We start from the raw sequence: 2,572 nt of genomic DNA, 5'->3' as shown, positions 1-2,572 counted from the left end.
AAAGTGTAAAAGTAAAAGCTTCCTGTCGTCAGCCACTACTCTTACACTCAACGTTAGCAGCAATAAATAAAATAATAGAATGACATTATATCAAAAACTCCAGGAAGCATCAAGTGAAGAGGATGTAAAAGATGAATACATAAAAGCATTAGGACTAAAGGGATATCAAAAAAACCTAATTGACATTCAAACAAAAGAAATTTGGTTTGAAGCAAAAGATTCTTTCCGACACTCTACATATGAAATGTTTACTCAATTACTTCACTATGTGCAAGACGCTCTAAACAAAGGAGAGCCCATCCCACCTTTTTTATCTGTAATTGACACAAGGAAGGCCGCTATAATGAGAACAAAAGATGTATTGCCTTTTTTGAAAAAAAAGACAATAAAATGGGGGAAATCAGCTAGCAAATATACTCAAGAAGCATTAGATAAAGTTTCAACATATATTGGAACACATATTGTATCATTTAACATAGAAACACATGAAGAAGAGTTTATAAGCTGTATAAAAGAAGCTATTAAAAGTGGAGAGATTATAAGAACACAAATAACTCCTGCTAATCTCAAGCCAATTTTTGATAAATGGGTAGAAATGATTGGAAGAGAAATATATGATGTAGATGAAGAAGATTATTCTCTTTTATTTTTTGCTGACATAATGCATGATGGAACATACTCTACACATAACAATCTGCCAGCAGAAATGCTACATAAAAATGGTAAACCTTGTTTTATATTAAGAAATAAAATTTATGAATTAGGATTCCTGGAAGGATATAGAAGATTCTGGGCTATTTATCAAAAGCCTCCAAATGCAAAATATAGAGATTATATTTTAGAAAGAAGAGATAGTTTAATTCCTCATGATGAGAGAAGTTTTAAAGGAGCCTATTATACACCATTACATGTGGTAAATAAAGCTTATGAAAAACTGAATGAAACTTTAGGTGTAAGTTGGCAAAAAAACTATATAATTTGGGATATGTGTTGTGGAGTGGGAAATTTAGAAGTAAAGCACTCTAATCATAGAAATATTTATATGTCAACTTTAGAACAAGAAGATATAGATGTAATGAAAGCTACCAAAACCTGTGTTGCTTCTAAACGTTTTCAATATGACTATCTGAATGATGATATTACAGATAATGGAAGTATTGACTATAGTTTGACAAATAAAATACCTCAAGGACTTAGAGATGCTATTTCGAAAAGAAAAAAGATTTTGGTACTTATTAACCCTCCTTATGCTGAATCAGGAAAAGGATTTAACGCTGGTAATAAAGAAGGTGTAGCTAAAACGAAAGTTGCAAAATTATTAATGGAAGAATATGGAAAAGCGTCTAATGAATTATTTGCTCAATTTATTGCAAGAATACAATTAGAAATCCCGACTGCATCAATAGCAATGTTTAGCACACTAAAATATCTAAACTCAACAAACTTCAGTAAGTTTAGATCTCAGTGGAATAAGAAATTTTTAAACGGATTTATTATTCATAGTAAAAGTTTTGATGGTTTGAGAGGTAATTTTCCAATAGGTTTTTTGATTTGGAAACCATCTAATTCCAACACAGGATTAACAAATGTAGAATTAGAAGTATTAAATAAAGAAGCTATACCTATTGGATTTAAAAGGTTCTATCAAACTCCAAATAGTTTATTCTTAAGTAAATGGATAAAAAGACCAAAAAAGAATGATATTAAAGTAATACCTTTAAAAAATGCAATATCTCCAGCAGTATTAAGAACAAAACCATCTTATTCTTCAGATAATACAATTGGTCATTTACTTTGCGATAGTAATGATTTACAGAATGCTCCACAGGCAACCGCATTATTTTCATCGACACACGGGATTGGCCATAAGGGAGGCTTATATGTAACAAAAGATAATTTAGATAAAGTAAGTGTATTGTTTACAGTTAGACAACTTATTAAGCATACATGGATTAATCATAATGATCAGTTTTTACAGCCAACTGAAACTTTAACTAACGAGTTTAAAAATGACTGTTTGGTTTGGATGTTATTTAATGGGAAAAATTTAACAGCAAGTGCTAATGTGTTGGAGTGGAACGATAAAAAGTGGAGCATCGTTAACCATTTTATTCCTTTTACCGAACAAGAGGTTAATTCTACCGAGCGTTTTGAGAGTGATTTTATGGTGCAATACATTATAGATAAAAAATTATCTGATAAAGCTAATGCAGTTTTAACAGAAGGTAAAAAACTATGGCAAGCCTATTTTGAGCATACTGACGTAAGAACCATTAGAGACGAATTAAAGTTAAATCGTGCTGATGTAGGCTGGTATCAAATAAGAAAGGCTTTAGAAAACAGAAACTCAAGTGGTGATTTTACCCCTGTAAGTTTTGAGTCTTTTAAAGAAGCATATTCTTCTTTAACTGACAAACTGCATCCTCAAGTATTTGAATTGGGTTTTTTGAAACAATAAGTAATTAAATTAGCTGCTAACAATGTATAAGCGGCATTAAAACGACCGCTTATACTAACCGTTACCACAAATCGATTCAAAATCATATAAAAATGAAAGTTACAGCCGAAAAAA

The 2,572-nt window shown here is 30.8% G+C and carries 1 protein-coding gene; it reads left to right on the top strand.

Annotated elements, in window-relative coordinates; translation table 11 throughout:
• Positions 1–79 precede the first annotated feature (79 nt).
• Positions 80–2,458 carry a hypothetical protein gene (locus ACFDSN_RS12050; protein ID WP_375240103.1) on the top strand — a complete coding sequence of 793 codons (2,379 nt, stop codon included), beginning with the start codon at positions 80–82 and terminating at the stop codon, positions 2,456–2,458.
• Positions 2,459–2,572: the final 114 nt, after the last annotated feature.

The organism is Aurantibacter sp. (assembly GCF_042094015.1).
Taxonomy (GTDB): domain Bacteria; phylum Bacteroidota; class Bacteroidia; order Flavobacteriales; family Flavobacteriaceae; genus Aurantibacter.
Note: the sequence above shows the minus strand (reverse complement) of the source record. Positions and strands in the feature narration are given on the sequence as shown.